This window comes from Mesorhizobium sp. M4A.F.Ca.ET.020.02.1.1 (genome assembly GCF_004022645.1).
GTDB lineage: Bacteria > Pseudomonadota > Alphaproteobacteria > Rhizobiales > Rhizobiaceae > Mesorhizobium.
Window position 1 is genome coordinate 1 of the sequence record NZ_RZOI01001180.1, and the last position, 1,040, is coordinate 1,040.

A 1,040-nucleotide genomic window follows, 5' to 3' on the forward strand; every position below is an offset into this window, starting at 1 on the left:
TTTCTCAACGCGATAGTCCTGCTGTTGGCGCTGCGTCCCCTCCCCCTCGAGGGGAGGGTCCGGCCGAAGGCCGGGGGTGGGGTCCGCCGCGACGCGCGCCGACGGGGAGATAACGTCGAGCACTGCCGGGGCGACCCCACCCGGACCCTTCGGGTCCGACCTCCCCTCAAGGGGGAGGTTGAGGGCGGCGCTACTTCTGCGGCGCCTGGTCGATGATCGACTGCATGGTCTCCTGTGCATTCGATATCGCGCCGTCGACATCGTCGCCGAAGAAGACCTCGTTGACCATCTGCGTCCACGGACCGTTGGCGGAGTTGATCAGGTCGTTGAACACCACCGTGTAGGGCGTGCGGCCCTTGGCCATCGCCTCGGCGGCGATCTGGTAGCGCGGATCGAGGTCCTTCAGCGCCTCCTTGGCGATGTCGCCACGCACCGGCAGGCTGCCGTATTTGGCGAGCAGCGTCTGGCCTTCGAGCGAATAGGCGAAGTCCAGAAACTCCTTCACCACGGCGAGCTTCTTGGTGCCCTTGGTGACGACGAAATTGTCGCCGCCGGCGAAGGACGACCAACCGCCATCCTTGCCAGGCAGGAAGGTGACGCCATAGTCGACATTCGGATACTGCGTGTTGAGCGCGCCGATGGCGAAGGCGCCGGACGGCGAGATGCCGATATTGCCGGCGGCGAAGGCGGCGAAGAAGTTGGCGCCGGTGTCGGTCTGCGCGCCTGATGGCACCAGGTCCTTCTTGACCATCGAGCGGTAGAGGTCGATGGCGCCGCGCAGCTGCGGGCTGTCCAGCGTCGCCTTGGAGCCGTCCTCGGAGAGGATGTCGCCGCCCGAAGCCCAGATCAGCGGCGTGAAGGTGAAGATGTTGCAGCCGCCGCAATTGCCGGAGAAATAGAAGCCCTTGATATCGCCGCCGAGCGCGTTGACCTTCTCGGCGTCGGCCTCGATCTCGGCCCAGTTGGTCGGGCCTTTTTCCGGATCGAGCCCGGCCTGCTTGAACAGCTTCTTGTTCCAGATCAGCACCGAACTGTCGGCC

The 1,040-nt window shown here is 65.3% G+C and carries 1 protein-coding gene; it reads right to left on the reverse strand.

All coding sequences use genetic code 11. From position 1 onward, the window contains the following. Nucleotides 1-190: 190 nt before the first annotated feature. A partial coding sequence (locus EN742_RS35870; protein ID WP_128333934.1) for an extracellular solute-binding protein occupies nucleotides 191-1,040 on the reverse strand: 850 nt, incomplete at its 5' end.